The 17330-nt window shown below is 67.8% G+C and carries 16 protein-coding genes and 1 rRNA gene; 8 read left to right on the top strand and 9 right to left on the bottom strand.

Going from position 1 to position 17330, the window contains the following annotated elements:
• Nucleotides 1–19 precede the first annotated feature (19 nt).
• The gene (locus tag ACWEVR_RS26230) at nucleotides 20–973 is read right to left on the bottom strand and encodes an NAD(P)H-dependent flavin oxidoreductase (protein WP_452469118.1); all 954 of its coding nucleotides are present in this window, start codon (nucleotides 971–973) and stop codon (nucleotides 20–22) included.
• 134 nt (nucleotides 974–1107) lie between these two features.
• Between ACWEVR_RS26230 and ACWEVR_RS26235 the strand changes: the two genes are divergently transcribed.
• The gene (locus ACWEVR_RS26235) at nucleotides 1108–1404 is read left to right on the top strand and encodes a hypothetical protein (RefSeq protein ID WP_452469119.1); all 297 of its coding nucleotides are present in this window, start codon (nucleotides 1108–1110) and stop codon (nucleotides 1402–1404) included.
• On the opposite strand, the gene ACWEVR_RS26240 is transcribed toward ACWEVR_RS26235, so the two are convergent.
• Nucleotides 1337–1918, bottom strand: a complete 582-nt coding sequence (locus tag ACWEVR_RS26240; protein ID WP_067642187.1) for a TetR/AcrR family transcriptional regulator — start codon at nucleotides 1916–1918, stop codon at nucleotides 1337–1339. The two genes, ACWEVR_RS26235 and ACWEVR_RS26240, sit on opposite strands and share 68 nt — an antisense overlap.
• A gap of 98 nt (nucleotides 1919–2016) precedes the next feature.
• On the opposite strand from ACWEVR_RS26240, the gene ACWEVR_RS26245 reads away from it, so the two are divergent.
• Together ACWEVR_RS26245 and ACWEVR_RS26250 are read left to right on the top strand one after the other, a co-directional pair.
• Complete coding sequence (locus tag ACWEVR_RS26245; protein ID WP_452469120.1) at nucleotides 2017–2682, top strand: class I SAM-dependent methyltransferase; 666 nt, start codon at nucleotides 2017–2019, stop codon at nucleotides 2680–2682.
• A gap of 71 nt (nucleotides 2683–2753) precedes the next feature.
• The gene (locus tag ACWEVR_RS26250) at nucleotides 2754–3395 is read left to right on the top strand and encodes an HD domain-containing protein (protein WP_452469121.1); all 642 of its coding nucleotides are present in this window, start codon (nucleotides 2754–2756) and stop codon (nucleotides 3393–3395) included.
• Nucleotides 3396–3397: 2 nt separating this feature from the next.
• Here ACWEVR_RS26250 and nagB read toward each other — a convergent pair whose 3' ends face one another.
• The 4 genes from nagB to ACWEVR_RS26270 all read right to left on the bottom strand — a co-directional run bounded on the left by nagB (nucleotide 3398) and on the right by ACWEVR_RS26270 (nucleotide 9306).
• Entirely contained in the window at nucleotides 3398–4177 is a 780-nt protein-coding gene (gene nagB, locus ACWEVR_RS26255) for a glucosamine-6-phosphate deaminase (protein WP_439263267.1), read from the bottom strand.
• Entirely contained in the window at nucleotides 4177–5460 is a 1284-nt protein-coding gene (locus ACWEVR_RS26260; protein ID WP_452469122.1) for an N-acetylglucosamine-6-phosphate deacetylase, read from the bottom strand. Before ACWEVR_RS26260 ends, nagB begins: the two co-directional genes overlap by 1 nt.
• An 849-nt stretch (nucleotides 5461–6309) precedes the next feature.
• Entirely contained in the window at nucleotides 6310–7974 is a 1665-nt protein-coding gene (ptsP, locus tag ACWEVR_RS26265) for a phosphoenolpyruvate--protein phosphotransferase (protein WP_452469123.1), read from the bottom strand.
• 6 nt (nucleotides 7975–7980) lie between these two features.
• Complete coding sequence (locus ACWEVR_RS26270; RefSeq protein ID WP_452469124.1) at nucleotides 7981–9306, bottom strand: PTS transporter subunit EIIC; 1326 nt, start codon at nucleotides 9304–9306, stop codon at nucleotides 7981–7983.
• 174 nt (nucleotides 9307–9480) lie between these two features.
• Here ACWEVR_RS26270 and ACWEVR_RS26275 point away from each other — a divergent pair, with 174 nt between their 5' ends.
• The 3 genes from ACWEVR_RS26275 to ACWEVR_RS26285 all read left to right on the top strand — a co-directional run bounded on the left by ACWEVR_RS26275 (nucleotide 9481) and on the right by ACWEVR_RS26285 (nucleotide 11709).
• Nucleotides 9481–9711, top strand: coding sequence for a glucose PTS transporter subunit EIIB (locus tag ACWEVR_RS26275; protein WP_067487390.1), 231 nt, complete (start codon nucleotides 9481–9483; stop codon nucleotides 9709–9711).
• On the top strand, nucleotides 9708–10157 hold the full coding sequence (locus tag ACWEVR_RS26280) for a PTS sugar transporter subunit IIA (RefSeq protein ID WP_452469125.1): 450 nt from the start codon (nucleotides 9708–9710) through the stop codon (nucleotides 10155–10157). Before ACWEVR_RS26275 ends, ACWEVR_RS26280 begins: the two co-directional genes overlap by 4 nt.
• A 496-nt stretch (nucleotides 10158–10653) precedes the next feature.
• Nucleotides 10654–11709 (top strand): class I SAM-dependent methyltransferase, encoded by a 1056-nt coding sequence (locus ACWEVR_RS26285; protein WP_452469126.1) that lies wholly within the window; start codon nucleotides 10654–10656, stop codon nucleotides 11707–11709.
• On the opposite strand, the gene ACWEVR_RS26290 is transcribed toward ACWEVR_RS26285, so the two are convergent.
• Entirely contained in the window at nucleotides 11691–15035 is a 3345-nt protein-coding gene (locus ACWEVR_RS26290) for a DEAD/DEAH box helicase (RefSeq protein ID WP_452469127.1), read from the bottom strand. The two genes, ACWEVR_RS26285 and ACWEVR_RS26290, sit on opposite strands and share 19 nt — an antisense overlap.
• 78 nt (nucleotides 15036–15113) lie before the next feature.
• The gene (locus ACWEVR_RS26295; protein ID WP_067487404.1) at nucleotides 15114–15368 is read right to left on the bottom strand and encodes a hypothetical protein; all 255 of its coding nucleotides are present in this window, start codon (nucleotides 15366–15368) and stop codon (nucleotides 15114–15116) included.
• Nucleotides 15369–15513: 145 nt separating this feature from the next.
• Here ACWEVR_RS26295 and ACWEVR_RS26300 point away from each other — a divergent pair, with 145 nt between their 5' ends.
• Nucleotides 15514–16134, top strand: coding sequence for a hypothetical protein (locus ACWEVR_RS26300; protein WP_452469128.1), 621 nt, complete (start codon nucleotides 15514–15516; stop codon nucleotides 16132–16134).
• A gap of 3 nt (nucleotides 16135–16137) precedes the next feature.
• On the opposite strand, the gene ACWEVR_RS26305 is transcribed toward ACWEVR_RS26300, so the two are convergent.
• Nucleotides 16138–16716, bottom strand: a complete 579-nt coding sequence (locus tag ACWEVR_RS26305; protein ID WP_452469129.1) for a SanA/YdcF family protein — start codon at nucleotides 16714–16716, stop codon at nucleotides 16138–16140.
• Between the two features lie 538 nt (nucleotides 16717–17254).
• On the opposite strand from ACWEVR_RS26305, the gene ACWEVR_RS26310 reads away from it, so the two are divergent.
• A 16S ribosomal RNA gene (locus ACWEVR_RS26310) occupies nucleotides 17255–17330 on the top strand; the annotation flags it as partial.

Here is a 17330-nt window from a genome sequence, read left to right on the forward strand (position 1 = left end):
TCAATATATTTTCGCAAGGTCAGCTTGCCGTGAGCAGCTCGGCGGCTTCGGCGCAGAGGCGCGCGATGGTTTCGGCGACCGGTTCCACATGCGCGACCAGCCCGACGCCCTGACCCGCGTCGACCGGCGCGATCCGTGGATCGTCGGCGGCAATGGCCGCGCGCAGATCATCGACACCGGGCGGGTTCTCGTCGCCCTCGGCCCTGGTCCACGGATCGGTGAATTCGTTGCGCAGCACCCGCGCCGGATAGATCGGCGGCCACGGCAGGTCGAGTGCCTCGTCGAATTCGGTGGTCACCACGGTGCTGGTGGAGTCGGCGGCGAGCATGGCCCGCCGCGCGTTCTCACCCAGCAGCGACTCCTCGGCGGCGGCCAGACAAGTACCGAGCCACACGCCCGACGCCCCGGCGGCCAGAACCGCGGCCAGTGTCCGTCCGGAACCGATGCCGCCCGCGGCGAGCACCGGCACGCTCGCGATGTCGAGCACCGCGTCGAGCAGCGGCATGAGCGCCAGCCGGTCGGCGCCGTGCCCGCCGCCTTCGCTGCCGCGCGCGACGATCACGTCGATGCCCGCCTCCTGTGCTCGGTGTGCGCCGGGCACGTCGTAGACCTGCGTGATCGCGAGAATGCCCGCCGCTCGGACCTCGGGCACCCACGAGAAATCGGTACCGAAACTGATCGACAACGCCCGTGGCCGGGCGGCGAGAGCGGTGTCGAGCAGGTCGGTTTCGCGTGTGCGTACCCAGTCGACCAGCCCGATCCCCACCGGGGCGCCGCCTGCCTCGCTCAGTTCGCGGCGCAGTGCCTGCGCCGATCCGGCACTGCCCATCCCGATCATGCCGAGCCCACCCGTCTCGGTCACCGCGGCCGCGAGCCGCCCACCCGCCGCGCCGCCCATCGGCGCGTTCACGATCGGGACCCGCAGACCGAGCGAGCGCGACCAGGCGGTGGACAGGACCGGATCGGGGGTCATCGGCGCGGCTCCTCTCGTCCCGGACGGGCGCCGGGCGCGGCAGTTCCCATCATGACAGCCCGAATGAACGCGACCTGTCGGCCTGGGCGCGTATGTTCGACGGCACTGCCGCATCGACACCAACGGGGGTCCGGATGACGATCAGAGATCGACTGGAACAGGCCATCACCGAACCGCCGACAGTCTTCGGCGAACCTACCGACACGGCCGATGGCGCCACCGTCATCACCGTCGCTCGCGCCGGCGGATTCGGCAGGCCCGCACGGCCCGTCGGTGTCTTCGTCATTCACGAAGGCCGAGCGCACTGGTCACCGGCGGTCGACGCCAATCGCATTGCCCAACTGGGGGAGTGGATCGGTCTGCTCACCGGCGTGATCCTGGCGCTCGCCCTGTTGCGCCGTCCGCCGTGGCCGGATCTGCGCCGCCACTGATCCCGGTCGCCACCAGCTTCTCGAACTGCTGCCATGCTCGCTCGGCGGGCAGCGGATCGGCCGGGTCGATGATCTCCGCGGTGAGGCCGAGCAGTCCCCAGGACACGAACGCGACGGTGGTCGCGGGCCAATCGCCGAACAGTTCGGCGATCAGCTCCGCCAATCCGCGCCGGTAGGCGTGGATCACGGTGGTCGCCGCCTTGGGCCCCACCAGCGGCCGGTACACCTCGGGATACCGGCCCGCGAGCTGGAACAGGACCCGCAGCCGGCCGAGCGGAGAGGCCCCGGCCGCGGTGTTCGCGATTTCGCGGCGCAGGAATTCGGTGCAGCTCACCAGCAACAGGTCGTCCTTGTCCCGGTAGTGGGCGTAGAAGGTGGACCGGCCCACGTCGGCGCGTTCGATGATGTCGCTCACCGTCACCCGCTCGTAGCCACGCTCGATCATCAGCTCGATCAGCGCGCGGTGCAGGGCGTCGCGGGTGCGCCGGACACGGCGATCGGTGTGCTCGGACATCGTGCCTCCCGGACGGATTTCCCGGATCTGTGCGGAAACGGACAGATCGCCACATCTTGCGCCTGGTCGCGGCCACGACCTCGCCCGACCATAGGTTCATGACAGGAAATCAGCTTCTCACCCCCATGTTCGTCGACGACGGCGACACTGGTCTGCTCATCGTCGGCCTGCGCCGGTACAACTTGTTCACCAGCGTGTTCTTCCTCGGCAGGCATCGCGCGCTGCTCACCGAACTCGTCACGGCCGCAGGGGTGCGCCCCGGTGACCGTGTGCTCGATATAGGTTGTGGTCCGGGAAAACTCGTCCGCGCCCTCGGTATCGCGACGGGCTCGACCGGTGCCGCCGTCGGTGTCGACCCGTCGGCGGCCGCCATCGACGACAACCGGCGGCGCGACCGCACACCTCATCACCGCTACGAGCAGGGGCCCGCGCAGCGATTGCCTTTCGGTGATGCCGAATTCGATGTGGTGACCAGCACTTTCGTCATGCATCACATCCCGGAGCAACACCGTACGGAGGCGTTGGCGCAGATGTGGCGTGTGCTGCGTCCCGGTGGCAGGTTGCTGCTTGCCGATGCCTCGCCGTCGCCGCGAATGCGCAGATTGCTCGCACCGATGTTCGGCGGCTTCGACTCTGTCGATATCCGCCGCTACCGTGACCAGCTGGCGGCCATCGGATTCACCGAGCTCGACTACACCCAGAGCCGTTATCAGACTGGCATTCTCACCTGTGTGAAACCCGCATCCGGGACCGCTCAGCGCTGATCGGCTCTACTTGTCGGTGCCCTCGGCTAGGGTCGGGGCAACAGGATCGCAATCGAGCACGGGGGTGTCGCATGGAGTTCGATCAGCGCGAAGCGCAGGCACGGGAATTCGCCGTGGCGGCGCACGGTGACCAGCGATATGGGGAGCGGCCGTACGTCACCCATCTCGCGGCCGTGCGCGGAGTGCTCGACGACTTCGGCTTCGGCGGCGATCTCGCGGTGGCGGCCTGGCTGCACGACGTCATCGAGGACACCCCGGTCACCGCCGAAGAGGTCGAATCCCGTTTCGGGCGTGCCGTTCTCGATCTCGTCTGGGCGGTCACCGGCGTGGGTTCGGACCGCAAGGCTCGAAACCTTGACGCCTACACCAAGATCGCCGCCCACCCCCGCGCCGTGATCCTGAAACTCGCCGACCGCACGGCCAATGCCGAGGCGAGCCCACCCGCCTCCAGTTGGATGGGCATGTACCGCACTGAACACCCCACCTTCAAAGCGCATCTCGGCGGATTGCTCGCCGACGACCCGACGGTCGCCCGCATGTGGGAACGTCTCGACCGCCGATTAGACCCCGAGGTGGCTGCGCCGTCCGCGCAATGGGCCGAGATCGACCGGCTCGTCGCGGCGGGCGAACACGCACAGGCGGTGGCCGCCGTCCGCGCTGCCTTCGACTGCGACCCCGGCGAAGCCGAACGCATCCTGGCCGAACGCGCCTGACCTCAGAACGACTGCCATACAGGCTTGTTCGCGAGGGCGTACTTGTAATAGTCGGCCAGCTTCAGCTTGCTCGCGGCGGCTTCATCGATCACCACGGTGACATGCGGATGCCACTGCATCACCGAGGCCGGGCAGAACGCCGACAGCGGCCCCTCGGCGGCCGCCGCGATGGCGTCGGCCTTCCCCGCGCCGAGGGCGATCATCACCAGGTGCCGGGCTTCGCAGATGGTGCCGAGCCCTTGGGTGAGCACATGGTGCGGGACGTCGTCGGGGCCGTCGAAGAACCGGGCATTGTCCCGGCGGGTCTGCTCGGTGAGCGTCTTCACCCTGGTCCGTGAGGTCAGCGACGAACCGGGTTCGTTGAAACCGATGTGTCCGTCGGTGCCGATACCGAGCAGCTGCACGTCCACCCCACCGGCGGCGGCGATCGCGGCGTCGTAACGCCTGCCCTCGCCCGCGATGTCGCCCGCCTCCCCGTTCGGGCTCAACACACGCGCAGGATCGAGGTTCACATGATCGACGAATTCCGACCGGATCACCGAGAAGTACGACTGCGGATGGCTTTTCGGCAGCCCGACGTACTCGTCGAGCAGAAACCCGCTGGCCGTGGTGAAGTCCAGTTCACCGTCGCGGTAGCGGCGCGCCAGTTCCCGGTAACTGCCGAGCGGCGACGACCCGGTGGCCAGGCCGAGGATCGCGTTGCCTTGGCGCACATAGCCGCCGACGATATCGGCGACCGTGGTGGCCACTTCGTGTTCGTCCGCGCGGATCACGATTTCCATCAGCTTCCTTCCGTTCCGGCGACGAACACCCGCCGCACCTGCCATTGCCGATCGACCACGAGCACATCGGCCCGCGCACCCGCCCGCAACGTGCCGCGTTCGGCCTCGAGCCCGAGCACCCGCGCAGGTGTGCGCGTGGCAGCCCTGACCGCATCGACGAGGGGGATACCCGCATGCTCCACCGACCACCGCACCACCTCGAGCAGTGTCGCCGTGCCACCCGCGATAGCGCCGGGCGAACCGTCTTCGGTGGCGAGCCGAGCGATCCCGTGCCGCACCTGCACATCCAGGGCGCCGAGCCGGTAATCACCGTCGCTCATCCCGGCGGCCGCCATCGCGTCCGACACCAGGGCGATCTGGTCGGCGCCGACGGTGTCGAACACCATCGCGACGGTCTCGGGCGCCAGATGCACACCGTCGGCGATCAACTCGACGACCATCTCGCCGCGGCCGGCGGCGGCCAGGCAGGCGGCAGCGGGTCCGGGCCTGCGGTGATGCAGCTCGGGCATCCCGTTGAACAAATGGGTGGCGGTGATCGGTTCGCCACCGAACCGCACTGGCCCACGGGCGTCGGTTCGAGTCGCTCCGGAGCTCTCGACAGGCTGCGGTGCCGTATCGGGGCTTCGCCGTGCGGATGCCTGCTCGGTTGTTCCACGCGAGTGGACCCACTCGGCGATCCGAGCCGACGTCGTCGCCGCGTCGGCATCGGTATGCCCCAGGCTCGGCAGTACACCGTATTCGCGCATCGCGGCCAGCAATTCGCCGAAGTGCGCGGTTTCGGGCGCCAACGTCATCGACCGGACGGTCCCGCGCGACGCCAGGTAGATCCGCTCGAACAGCACCGGATCACCGGCGACGATGGCCGCCGGATCCTGCGCACCACACCGCACCGCATTGATGAACGGCCCCTCGAGGTGGACCCCGAGCAGCTCCCCGTCGTCCACCAGATCCGCCAGCACCGCCGCCTGCTCGACCAACACCTCCGGCGCTGCCGACACCAAGCTGCCGAGCAACCCAGTCGTACCGTGCGCGCGATGATGTGCCGCCGCGATCCGCGCCCCCACCCCGTCAGCGTTGGGGAACCCGAACCCGGCCCCACCGTGACAATGCAGGTCGATCAACCCGGGCAGCACAAGGTCATCCGTGGCCTCCGGAAGTTCCTGCGGGCGTGGATAATTCGCCGCCGCACCAACCCAGTTAATCGTCGCCCCATCGAATTCGACCACACCATCGGCAATCTCACCCTCATCCGCACCGACGACACACCCCCGCAAGGCAGTCATGCCGACCCACCTTGCCCTCTCCCGACACCGTCGGATACCGGCCTGCCCGCAACCGCGGCACCCCGGGGGCCGATGATCGACCAGCGCGCCGGCAGCGGCCCAACCGTTGGCAGCGTCACTGCCCGGTATGCGCCGACCACCATCCCCGCCACTGGCTCGACCGCTGAAATCCTTGCTGCCGGAAGCTTGGCTGCCATGGCCGCGGCCAACGGTTCGACTGGTTGCACCGTTACTGCCGGGAACGTGCCCGCTACTACCGTGAGCGGGTGCCCCGCGACCGCTGGTTGCGCGATCGCGGACAGCCTTGCTGCTGGAAGCTCGGCTGCCACGACAGCAGCCGGCGCCCCGGCTGATGGCATCGTTACTGCCGGGGACATGATCGCCACGACCGAAGGTGGCGTCCCGGCCGGTGACGCAGTTGCCACTGGTTCGGCTGCCACGACCGCCGCTGGCCGCCTGGCTGGTGGCACCGTTGCTGCCGGGAGCGTGCCCGCCATGACCGCGGGCGGGTGTCCCGCGACCGCTGGTTGCAGGATCGGTGACAGCGTTGCCACTGGGGGCATCTCCGCCGCGCCTACGAACGGTTGCCCGGGCGAAGTCGTTGCTACTGATGGCCAGGTGGCGACTACCGCCGCTGCAGATTCGACCGGTGGCACCGTTGCTGCCTGGGGCCCGCCCGCGCCGACCGCAGGCGGCGACCCTGCCGGTGACGCGGTTGCGACGGGAGGCCCGATCAGTGACATACCCACTGCCGAGGGGACGGCTGCCACCACGCTGTCGGCGGCCGAACGTCGCATCCCGCGTGCAGCCGCAGCGACCACCGAGCCGCTCGACCCCGCCGTCACCACCTCATGCCCGTCCAACGATCGCCGCGACCACCTCACGTGCCGTCTGTGGCCCACGCGCAGCACACGCCGCGTCGGCCGCTTCCTGACAACGCTGAATGTCGATCCCTGCCAAGGCAGCTCGGACAGCGGGCAAGGCGGGTACCGACATCGACAGGCTCGTCACTCCGAGCCCGACCAGCACCGGGGCCAGCAGGGGATCCGATGCCGCCTCACCACACACACCGACGGACTTGCCCGACGCCGTTCCCGCCGCGCCGACCATCGCGATCAAGTCGAGCACCGCGGGCTGCCAGGGATCGAGGAGCTGCGCGAGGCTGCCCGCCATCCGGTCCGCGGCACAGGTGTACTGGCTGAGGTCGTTGGTACCGATGCTCACGAAGTCCAAGTGCGCCAGCAGATCGGCCGCCCGCAATGCCGCCGCCGGGATCTCGATCATCGCTCCGACCTTGCGTACCCCGGATTCTCTTGCCAGCGCCGCGAATCCGGCGGCCTCGTCGGCCGTGGCGACCATCGGCGCCATCACCCACAGATCGGCACCGGTCGCCTCACCCGCGCGAGCCAGAGCGGTGAGCTGGGTGGCCAGTGTCTCCGGGAACACCGACCCGATCCGCAATCCGCGCACACCGAGCGCCGGATTCTCCTCGGTCCCGAGATCGAGGAACGGCAGCGGCTTGTCCGAGCCCGCGTCGAGCGTGCGCACCACCACGCGGCGGCCCGCGAACTGTTCGAGAACCGCTGTGTAAGAGGCGGTCTGCTCGTCCAGCGAAGGCTCCGACGCCTTGCCGAGGTACATGAATTCGGTGCGGAACAGGCCGACACCCTCGCTGTCGACCGGCGCCGCCTTCACCGCGTCGTCGACCGTGCCGATATTGACCAGCAGGTGCACCGGGGTGCCGTCGGCCGTGCGCCCCGGCCCACTGGCCGCCGCGAGCCGCGCCTTGTCGGCGGCCGCCTGCTCGGCCGCCGCCTGCTGACGCTCGGCGCTCGGGTCGATCACCACTTCACCGGTCGCGCCGTCGAGCAGCACCGGCGCGCCCTCGACGAGCTCGTCGGTCTGCGGGCAGTTCACCACAGCGGGCAGACCGAGCGATTTCGCCAGGATGGCGGTATGGCTGGTCGGCCCGCCTTCACTGGTGAGCAGGCCGACCACATCACTGCCACCCAGCATCGCCGTGTCGGCCGGCGCCAGATCGCGCGCGACGAGCACGAACGGAAATCCCGGCTCGGGGATGCCCGGCATCGGTTCACCGAGCAGCACCGCGATGGTTCGCCCGCCGATATCGCGCAGATCGGTCGCGCGTTCGGCCATGTACCCGCCCAGCGCCTCGAGCTTCGCGCAGAACCCTTCGAACGCCAGGTGCACGGCGTGTGCCGTCGGCATTCCCGCCTTCAATTCCTTCTCGGCGGCGGCGACGATGCCCGGGTCGCGGGCCATCGTCGCCGACATCGAAAGGATCTCCGCCGCAACACCGTCCACGCGCGACGCCCTGGCGGCCATTTCATCGGCCACCCCCGCGAGCGCCGCTTTCACCCGGGCCAGTTCCTCGTCGGGTGGCCCGCCGACCGGGTCCTGCGCGGAGGTCTCGAGTTGCGAACCGAATCGCAACCACGGCGCACACACCACCCCGGGACTGACTCCGAGCCCACGGATCACCTGTTCCGGCATCGGGCGTCACTCACCTTCCGGCTTCTTGTCCAGCTTCGTCTCGGTTCCATCGTTTCGAGTATCGCCGCTGTCCGCCGCTGCGGGTTCGGCTTGCGCCTCGGCCACGCCGGAGACCTCGTCATCGGTCTCCGCCTCGCGGCCAGGGGTACGCAGGTTCCACTTCTTGATCACGAAGCTGAACAGCAGGTAGTACACCAGCGCGTAGCCGAGGCCGATCGGGATCAGCAGCCACGCATCGGTCGCCTTGCCGAAGTTGAGCAGATAGTCGATTGCGCCCGCCGAGAAGGTGAATCCGTCGTGGATGCCGAGTGCGTTCACCAAGGCCATCGACGTGCCGGTCAGGATCGCATGCACCACGTACAGCGGCCACGCCACGAACATGAACGAGAACTCGAGCGGTTCGGTGATACCGGTGACGAACGCGGTGAGCCCGGTGGAGAGCATGATGCCGCCGACCAGCTTCTTCTGCGACGGCCGCGCATTGCGCCAGATGGCGAAGGCAGCGGCGGGCAGCGCGAACATCATGATCGGGAAGAAGCCGGTCATGAAGGTGCCCGCGCTCGGGTCGCCCGCGAAGAATCGGTTCAGGTCGCCGCGCACCAATTGACCGGATGCATCGGTGTAATCGCCGACGAGGAACCAGACGGTGGAGTTCAGAATGTGGTGCAGACCGGTGGGAATCAGCAACCGGTTGGCCGCGCCGTAGACACCGCCACCGACCACCGAATTGTCCGCGACCGCCTCACCGACCCAGGTGAGCGCCGAGTTGAACGCCGGATACAGGAAGGCCATCGCGACACCGACCACCAGGCCGGTGATGGCGGTGAGGATGGGAACCAGCCGCCTGCCGTTGAAGAACCCGAGGAAGTCGGGCAGCTTCGTGCGATAGAACCGCTGCCACAGGATCGCCGAAAGCAGACCCATCACGATGCCGCCGAGCACGCCGTAGTTGATCAGCGCCTGGGCGCCCTTGGGGTCGGTCTTGCCTTCCAGCACGATCGGCGACATCGCCTTGAAAACCCCGTCGATCACCATGTAACCGACCACCGCGGCCAGCGCGGTCGACCCGTCGGCCTTCTTGGCCCAGCCGATGGCGATGCCGACGGCGAAGATCAGCGGCAACCAGGTGAACACCGCCTGGCCCGCTGCCGAGATCACCGACGCCGCACTTTCCAGCGCGGAGAAGCGGCCGAGTAGATCGTCCTGGCCGAGACGCAACAGGATGCCCGCCGCGGGAAGTACGGCGATGGGCAGCATCAGGCTGCGCCCGAGGCGCTGCAATCCCGCGAATGTTTTGGATTCTTGCTTGGGGCTGTCGGTAACGGCAGTCATGTCGACCTTCTTCGTCCAGCGGTTGTGAACCAGTGGCTCTGACGGGTACTGTCCGGTCATAACCAGTTGTCAGTTTGACCAGGTGGCCGACGGATGTCAACCGTGAAATATGACGTGGCGCACAACCGAGGCTCCCATACTGGAACCGGCTATCACTGCGGAAAGGGAGAACACATGTCCAAAGCGGAAGCGATCGTCCAGGGCCTGGGCGGCGCCGAGAACATTGTCGAGATCGAGGCATGCATCACCCGTTTGCGCACCGAGGTGCGCGACGGCGCCAAGGTCGACGAGGCCGCGCTCAAGGCGGCAGGCGCCCACGGCGTCCTCAAGTCGGGCACCGTCGTGCAGGTCGTCGTCGGCCCCGAAGCCGACACGCTGGCCGAGGACATCGGGGACATCCTGTGAACGTCACCGCCCCCCTCGCCGGCCGCGTCATCCCGCTGTCGGAAGTTCCCGACCAGGTCTTCGCCGATCAACTGGTCGGCTCCGGCGTGGCCATCGACCCCGACCGCACCCGAGGCCCCCTCACCGTCACCGCCCCCATCAGCGGCAAACTCCTCAAACTCCACCCCCACGCCTTCGTCGTCTTCGGCGGCGGCATCGGTGTCCTGGTCCACCTCGGCATCGACACGGTGAAACTCAAAGGCGAAGGCTTCACCCTCCACGCCGCCGAAGGCGACACCGTCGAGACCGGCACCCCCATTGTCACCTTCGACCCCACCGAGATCGCCGCCACCGGCAACCCGATCATCTGCCCGATCGTCGTAATGGACTCCCCGAAGAACTCCATCAATCCCGACACGATCGACACAGACGTGGAACCCGGTGCACCCCTGTTCGATACGCCTTAACCGCGCGTAGCCAGCCGAGAATCAGCTGTTCTGGCAGCCGATCCCGTTCCCGTCGGCATCGAGCCCGTATTCGTCGGGGCCGACTACTCGAACCGGGCCCGTGTATTCGGGCCCGTCCCCGCTGCCGCCCGCACAGTCGACATCGGGGGCGATCGGAACGCACGGATCGTAGGAGGGATGGCACTCGCGCGGCGGCGGTGGCGGTGGACAGAACTGGCTCGATCCGCTGTTGCACAGCAGATCGGTGACGGGATCAGCACTGGCTTGCGCCGGAAGCACGACAGCAAGAGCTATCGCGGCACAACAGGCTGGTCCGAGAAATGAGCTCGGCCTCATGACGACTCCGATCCTGTGAACTCTGCCCAGCCTCTCGCAAACAGGCGGCAACCGACAGCGGTGAGATCGAATCGTTGGGCGCGTTGTGAACCGTGACGTTTCCTTGTCCGTTCTTCTTTCAGCAGGCCGTTCCGGCCCGCATCGAATCGGGAGGACCCAAGTGAGCGCAGTGGAGCAGACCAGTGAGCAGTTCGCGCAGCGATTGTTCGAAGCGGCGCTCGGCACGGTCGACATCCTGGCCATCCATCTGGGCGACCGGCTCGGCTGGTATTCGGCGCTGGCCGCGGGCCCCGCCAACGCGGCCGAGCTCACCACCCGAGCCGGCGGCGATCGCCGATACGCGCAGGAATGGCTCGAACAGCAAGCGGCCACAGGCATCCTCACGGTGACGCCGGACGGCCGCTTCGCCCTCCCGGCGGGCGCGGCCGAGGTGCTCACCGACACCAACAGCCTGGACTACCTCGCCCCGCTCGCCCGGATGCTGGCCGGTGCGGCGGTCCAGCTGCCCGCCCTGGTGCGCGCCTATCGCGACGGCGGCGGTGTCGGCTGGTCCGAATACGGCGCCGACGTGCGCGAATCCCAAGCCGACATGAACCGCCCCTGGTTCGAACACCGCCTGGCCGCCGACCTCGCCACCGTCCCCGACATCCATACCTTGTTGTCAGCTCCCGGCGCCCGAGTCGCCGATATCGGCTCCGGCGGCGGCTGGTCCTCGATCGCCCTGGCCCGCGCCTACCCCGACCTGCGGGTCGACGGTTACGACATCGACCCGCCGTCGATCGCCATGGCCACCGCCAACGCCGCCGACCTCGCCGACCGCGTCCATTTCCACCACGCCGACGTCACGACCGACCTCCCGGAATCGGCCTACGACGCCGTCTTCGCCTTCGAATGCGTGCACGACATGCCGTACCCGATCGAGGTGCTGTCGGCCGCACGCCGTGCGCTGCGTCCCGGCGGGGTGGTGATCGTGATGGACGAAGCCGTCGACCCGGACTTCGCTTCTCCCGCAAGCGATGTCGACCGCCTCATGTACGGGTTCAGCCTGCTCGTCTGCCTGCCGGACGGCATGGCACACCCCGGCTCGGCGGGTACCGGAACCGTGATGCGCGCCGGGCAGCTGGCGGAGTACGCGCACAAGGCGGGCTTCACCACCCTCGACATCCTGCCCATCGAGAACTTCGGCTTCTGGCGGTTCTACCGGTTGACGGTCTGAGCGACCAGCTGATCGGCCTCGGCCGGCCAATGCCGGGCGAGCACGTCGAAATACCGCTGGCTGCTCCACAATCGGTAGTTGCCGATCACGTACACCCGCCGCCGCGCCCGCGACACCGCCGCGTTCAGCACGTTCGGGTTGGCCGCGGCCCAGCGCCGCGAACCGCCCGCAGCGGGCGAGGTGCCGAGTACCAGCACGACCACCTCGGCCGAATTGCCACGCATGCCATGGATCGTGCCCACCTGGGCGGCGGCGAACTCGTCTCCGAGCACCTCGCGGGCGACGCGACGCGCACCGTCGGCGACATCGCGGAACGGGCTGACCACCCGGATGTCGTCGGCCGCGACCCCGTCCTCGCGCAACTCCGTCAGCAAGGCACCGAGCGCCTCACCTTCACCGGGGATCCAGTTCCCCTCGGCGCGTGCGGATCTCACATCTATCCACCGATCGTGCCCCGGGAAGTCGGGCCGCTCGGGCGTGCCGAAGACGAGTAGGTCGTCGTCGTAGGCGATCCGGTGGGTCAGCTCGAAGATCGGCAGGTCGCTGCGCCGATGCACTCGCAACGGTGTTCCCACCCACACCGGCCGGTCGTAATCGGCGGGCGTCAGCCAGGTCCCGAACCGGACTCCACGATCTGCCGCCTGCCGCGCCGAGGCCAGATCCGGCATCCACTCCGCATCGAGCCCGTACTGGCGAACCAGCGCCTCCTGCGCCGAAGTCGGCAGCGTTACAACGGGTCCCAGCTGACGATGATCACCGACGATCACCGCCCGGCGCGCACGCCACAGACCACCCGCCACCGCCTGCGGCGCGGCTTGGCCCGCGTCGTCCACGAACAACCAACCGAGCGCTTCACGCCCCAGCCCGGCGAACAACTTGGGCAGCGCGGCGAATGTCGTCGTGAGCATCGGCACCGCGAGGAACAGTGTCTGCCAGGCGGCCGCGATGGTTTCCGGCTTCGGCGCCACCGCGAGCTCGTCGCGGATCAGCGCGATCGCCACGATCAAGTTGTCGCGCACCCGCGGCGCGGCGTTCAGCAGCAGTGCGCGGTGCAGCCGCAGCGCCGAGAGGAAGAGCTCACGCCGAGCCGTCGAGTACTGCTCGTCGGCCCACGGATTGCACAGCTGGAACTGCTCGTCGTCTGCCGCGACATCACCGAAAGGTATTGTCTCCGACCAGTTCTCGCGCGCCGCTTCGATGATGTCGAGTGCTCGTGCCCGCCGCTCGGTCAAAGCGACGTGGTCACGAATGAGAGTGCGCCCGTGCTCGGCCGCCTGCGCCCACTGCTCACGCGCATGGTCGACCTCGCCCTGCCTGCGCCGCATCTCTGACTCGGCGTCGTGCCGTTCACGCAACAGCTCGTTGGAGCGCGCACTCCACCGCCGCCCCGCCCGGAACCCGGTCGACAACGACTCCGCGAACCCTGGTTTACGCCCGCCGTGCTCGGTGAGCAACGTGCTGACCCGATGATGCGTGGCCTGCGCCGTACGCAGCTGTTCGGTTGCCTGCTGATGCTGTGCGCGCCAGTGCGCGTGTGCCGCATCGGCATTGGCGATCTCCGCCGACAGCGACAGCAGGTCGTCGTTCATCGCGGGCAGTTCGGCGACCGCGTCGGCCACGTCCTGACGCTGCTGTGCGAGCGTTCGAACGTGCTCGCGCCTGCTCTCGAAGTCGCGCACGGCGGTCTGCCAGTCGGGCACCGAATCCGGGTCCGCCTCGGCCTGTTTGAGCAGATCGAGCATTCCCGCCGAACCGGCCTGCGCCTTACGTTCGGTGGCGAACCGGTCGCCGAACCAGAACTGTTCCCCGAAGGTTCGTCGCGCCCCGCCGAGCGCCGCGGCGATCAACCCCCACGCGGGTTCGCCGCTGACGAATTCGGCCAGCTCGCCGAAGTGGTTGAGCCGCACGTCGGAGTCGATCGCGTGGCGGTGCTGGATCTCGGCCACCACATCGGCGGCGCTCCGGTCGCTACCGGTGGCGAGCACCACCTCGAACCCGGTCGTCTCGGGGGCGAGCCGGTGCGCGCCGACGGTGTAGTTCTTAGCGACCTGCACCTGCTCGGTGACACCGGTGAACACATCCATCGGGTCGTCGAAAGCGGCCAGCCGCTCCGCTCTTTCGACCACGATCGCCGCGAGCAGGTCCCGCAGCATCGTCGTCGTTCCGGTGCCCGGCGCGCCATGCACGGCGAAGATCCCCGCGCTGTCGCGGAGTTCGGTCATCGCCTGATCTACCGCGAACTGCTGGCCCGCGACGAGCGGATCACCCGGCCACCGCCCGTCCGGCACGCGCTGGGGCAGCAGCCCTTCGACCATCACGTCCTGCCGTTGACGAACGTCGATCCGCTGATCTATGGGCAAGGTTTCACTCGCCGCGAGGTAGTCCCGCAGCGCTGCCCCGACGTCTCCGCGCTCCACCGCCGCGGCGAGCGCTCGCAGCTCCGCGCCCAGTCCGCTGTTGAGCCGATCTTCGGCCGCCGTGCTGTCGGCATCCCTGGCCGCGACCTGCACGCACGCCACCCGCACTCCGCCGGCCCGTAATTCGGACCGGATCGAGAGTGCCCCGCACAGATCCCCCGCGAACGTCTGCAATGCCCGCCCGGTCACCAGCGGTGTACCGAATTCGTCGTTCGCCATGACACCGCGCACGAATGCGGTGGCCGACATCCCCGCCAGCCCCGGCGAAACGACACCGTCCGCACCCGCCGCGATCAGCGACGCGCCGACGCCACGACCGACCACATCCAGGGCACGCCAACGCGGGCCGGGATCGTCGGCCTCCGGGTCGACGCTCGGTACCTCGGTGGTCAGCAGGTCGAACGCGGCGGTGAAGGCCGAGGAATCGTGCTCGAACCCGTCGGCCCAACCCGGGTCGGCGGGGCCGGGGGAGCGCAACCGGTTGATCGCCCACGCCAGCCCCGACAGCGTCGCCGATCCCTCGACGACCATGCCGTCGTCGCTCAATGTCACCGCGAAAGTAGCTGTGGTTCCGGACTGTCGCGCGTCCGCCTCGAGGCCGTCCCGACCGAAGGCGCGCATCAGCGATTCACGCGCACGCCCCACTTCGAACAACCCACCGAACACCACGAACTGCCATACCCGGCCCGGTTGCAGCGCGGGGAGCGCGGTGAGGTCTTCCCACGGTGCCGGTTCGTCGGCGCCGAGTTCCACCACCAGCGCACCGGTTTCGCGGCAGACGCCGACCTCCGGTACCAGTTGCGGACCGAACAGTTCGACGGTCCGCCAGAAACGCACGAGCCGCGCGGCATGCTCGGACCCGTTCACGATGCACCCCATTCCGTCGGCCAGCATGCTGACAACTCGCACCACGGTACGTGATGGCGCGTGCACGAGCACGGTAGGCCGATGGTCCCGTCGCCGTCGACGAGACCATCGGCGCTGGTCCTACAGGCGAGGCAGGCACCCGGCGGCCCGAAGCCGCGCCGCCAGCGACGAATTCACCATCGCGCTCGACCCGCCGCCGCCGGTGAGCGCCACCAGCACGTCACCACCGAGTCCGGCACCGATCGAGCACCCGAGCACATTGACGTCGATGTAAATGTTCTCCTTGGACTCCGGTTCCGCGACAGCCGAACCGGCCCCCACCGCCGTGGCGGCCACAACGGCCAGCATGATCCCAACAGCTTTGACGATGCGCACTAGCTCTCCTCGAATTGCGGTGATCGGACTCGGTCCATCCGGTCGCGGACCGACGAGAGGGTTGACCGAACCCCCTCCACAGAAACCTCGAGTCCGGTCCATATTTGCGTTGACGGCCGAACCCCCGGAACCGCACGCTGACCCGATGGACGAGTTGAACCGCGCCGCAGACCTGTTCGCACTCGGCGAGCTGGACGAGTCGCATCTGACGATGATCGGTGCAGAGGCTTTGGCCCGAGGGGTCGATTCCCCGGCGCTGATCGAACTCGCCTGCCTGCACCGAACCGATTGCCGCGACGCCCCGGAACTGTTCCGCACTGCGCTCGCCGAACTCGAGATCGTTCACGTCGGGGGTTGGCGCGAACGGGAGGTAGCTGTCCGGCTCAGTCGCGCGAATCGCAACGCCGCCGCCCTACTGGCCGACGAGGGAGACTCCGACGAGTGCCTGAGCCTGATCTTCACTGACCTGTTCGAGCTGACGATGCGTCCCGAGCCCGAACCACCGGAGTTGGAGGAACTGGCCTGGGACTTCTACACCATGCAAATCAGCCTGGAGGACGGCCTGGATGCCGCGATCATCTGGGACGAGATCCGCACAGGATGCCGAAACCTGCTGGCCGGCCCTCCGTACGAGCGCGTGTACAAGCGGATCGAACGGTTTGTGGACGAAACCACACCGCCGCAACAGGCCCCTGCTGCAGCACCAGCCGGCACGACTTTGGTAGGCGCGCTGCGCGCCCGGATGGCAGCACTACTTCGGCGATAACCGTCAGCGCAGGATCATCTCGACGACCGCCTTGGGCGCCGCCAACCATTCCCGGACGTTGTTGCGCACCTCGGTGGCCCGCCTGCACTCGCAATATGCGACAACCCCGTCGGCGTCGATATCCGCCGCCCGGCACAACGCGACCGCCCGCGGCAGATGCTGGTATTGGCTGACAATGATCGCGCGATCGACCCCGAACATCGACCGCGCCCGCTCACACGTCTCCCGCGTGGACAGCCCCTCCCCATCCTCCCGCACGATGCCCGGGTCGACCCCGCGCGCGAGGAGGTAACGCCGCATGGACGCGATCTCGTCGCCGGAAGTCCCGCCGGCATCCCCGGACAGCAGGATCTCCCGTGCTTTCCCCGCCGCGACCAATTCGATCGCCACATCCAGGCGACCCCGTAGATACGCCATCGGCGTCCCGTCCGGCGCGACCCGCGCACCGGGAACGATGACAACCGGAACAGTGGGCGCTCCGGCCACATCACTGCGATGCCCCGACGACAACATCCACATGGCCGCATTGGCACACACCGTCACCAACACCACGCCACTCGCCAACACCGCGCCGGCCTTCATAACGCGACGTATCCGCCGCCGCCTTCCACTACGTTCCTCGCTCAACACGTGACCCTCCCATTGTTGTGGTTCGAAACCCGGCCTGACTAGGGAATTTGACATCGGAATTCCAGCCACGTAACTTTATTCCAGTCAGAGCGACACGGACACCGACCCGGTGCCGAAGAGCTGGTCCGACAGGGCCGCTACGGTACAGGGAAACGAGGTAGGACGATGAGCGCCTGACCGATCATGTGTTCAGAGGTCCTCCGGATTTGCGTCCGGTCGAAGCTCTGGGCTACAGTACGAACCCTTGCCTCACTGAAGCCCTTCATCGGGTGAATGTTTGTGCGTGTGTTCTTTGAGAACTCAATAGTGTGTCGATGAATGTCAGTGCCAATATTTTATTGGTTCCAGCCTTCGCGTACCCCCCCGGTCGTGGGAGGTTGGACATTTTGAACAACAGCGAATCTTTTTGCTGGTGTTCGCTTTGCTAGATTTTTCGGACTCTAGTTAGATATTTCTGATTACACCCCTTTTGGGGTGTGGTTGAGAGTCTTCAACGGAGAGTTTGATTCTGGCTCAGGACGAACGCTAGCGGCGTGCTTAACACATGCAAGTCGAGCGGTAAGGCC

This window comes from Nocardia sp. NPDC003979, from assembly GCF_053605015.1.

What these genes read in the sequence shown, in the direction of transcription:
- ACWEVR_RS26260 (WP_452469122.1), bottom strand. Translation starts at nt 5,460, where the DNA reads ATGACTGCCTTGCGGGGGTGTGTCGTCGGTGCGGATGAGGGTGAGATT.
- ACWEVR_RS26270 (WP_452469124.1), bottom strand. Translation starts at nt 9,306, where the DNA reads ATGACTGCCGTTACCGACAGCCCCAAGCAAGAATCCAAAACATTCGCG.
- ACWEVR_RS26240 (WP_067642187.1), bottom strand. Translation starts at nt 1,918, where the DNA reads ATGTCCGAGCACACCGATCGCCGTGTCCGGCGCACCCGCGACGCCCTG.
- ACWEVR_RS26275 (WP_067487390.1), top strand. Translation starts at nt 9,481, where the DNA reads ATGTCCAAAGCGGAAGCGATCGTCCAGGGCCTGGGCGGCGCCGAGAAC.
- ACWEVR_RS26250 (WP_452469121.1), top strand. Translation starts at nt 2,754, where the DNA reads ATGGAGTTCGATCAGCGCGAAGCGCAGGCACGGGAATTCGCCGTGGCG.
- ACWEVR_RS26305 (WP_452469129.1), bottom strand. Translation starts at nt 16,716, where the DNA reads ATGAAGGCCGGCGCGGTGTTGGCGAGTGGCGTGGTGTTGGTGACGGTG.
- nagB (WP_439263267.1), bottom strand. Translation starts at nt 4,177, where the DNA reads ATGGAAATCGTGATCCGCGCGGACGAACACGAAGTGGCCACCACGGTC.
- ACWEVR_RS26235 (WP_452469119.1), top strand. Translation starts at nt 1,108, where the DNA reads ATGACGATCAGAGATCGACTGGAACAGGCCATCACCGAACCGCCGACA.
- ptsP (WP_452469123.1), bottom strand. Translation starts at nt 7,974, where the DNA reads ATGCCGGAACAGGTGATCCGTGGGCTCGGAGTCAGTCCCGGGGTGGTG.
- ACWEVR_RS26300 (WP_452469128.1), top strand. Translation starts at nt 15,514, where the DNA reads ATGGACGAGTTGAACCGCGCCGCAGACCTGTTCGCACTCGGCGAGCTG.
- ACWEVR_RS26230 (WP_452469118.1), bottom strand. Translation starts at nt 973, where the DNA reads ATGACCCCCGATCCGGTCCTGTCCACCGCCTGGTCGCGCTCGCTCGGT.
- ACWEVR_RS26245 (WP_452469120.1), top strand. Translation starts at nt 2,017, where the DNA reads ATGACAGGAAATCAGCTTCTCACCCCCATGTTCGTCGACGACGGCGAC.